The following is a 687-nucleotide window of genomic DNA, read 5'->3' as shown; positions in this document are numbered from 1 at the left end:
CCCCTCGGCGTACCCCTCACCCCTCCCTTGACGCACCGGGAGATGTCATGCCCCACCCGGCCGAGCAGCGCGCCCGCATCCGCTCTGTCGCACTCGCCTCCGCCGCTCCGGCGCTCCCCCTCGCCCTCACCGGCTGCTCGTCCTCCGGAGACGCCTCCGCCTCCGCCGACGGGAAGATCACCCTGACGCGAGGCGCCTCAGAGCTGTTAACGCTCACAACTTTCGTTGCGGCCAGCTGTCCGGCGACTCGTCATTGCGCATCAAGAACGGGTAACTGCCGTACGAACCCTTGAGTTACGTCGCTGTTAGCGCTCATAATGTGTCCCGTTCGGCAGCGCACCGGTCGTCGGGGGCCGGCGCACACTCCGCCTCCACCCAGCCCAACCACCGCTGAGCAGCCACACCTTCGCCGGGCCCATCCCCTTCTGGCACCGCCCGGTACGACGCACGTCCCGAGAGGAACCACGACATGGCCCACAGAGCCCTCCGCATCATCGCCGCCGTAGCCCTGGCCGGTGGTGTGCTGACAGCCTGCACCACCGAGCCCGCGACCACCGGTACCACCGGCGGCGCCGGCAAGGGCTCCTCCGACGGCAAACTGGTGCTCGGGTTCGCCCAGGTAGGAGCCGAGAGCGGCTGGCGCACCGCCAACACCAAGTCCGTACGCGAGGCGGCCGAGAAGGCCGG

Annotated in this window: 1 pseudogene; it reads left to right on the top strand. The window is 69.7% G+C overall.

Going from position 1 to position 687, the window contains the following annotated elements:
* Positions 1-469: 469 nt before the first annotated feature.
* Positions 470-687 (top strand): annotated as a pseudogene (locus tag AOK00_RS40840) (LacI family transcriptional regulator); the annotation flags it as partial.

The sequence above is a fragment of the Streptomyces aureus genome (assembly GCF_001418135.1).
GTDB lineage: Bacteria > Actinomycetota > Actinomycetes > Streptomycetales > Streptomycetaceae > Streptomyces > Streptomyces aureus_A.
Note: the sequence above shows the minus strand (reverse complement) of the source record. Positions and strands in the feature narration are given on the sequence as shown.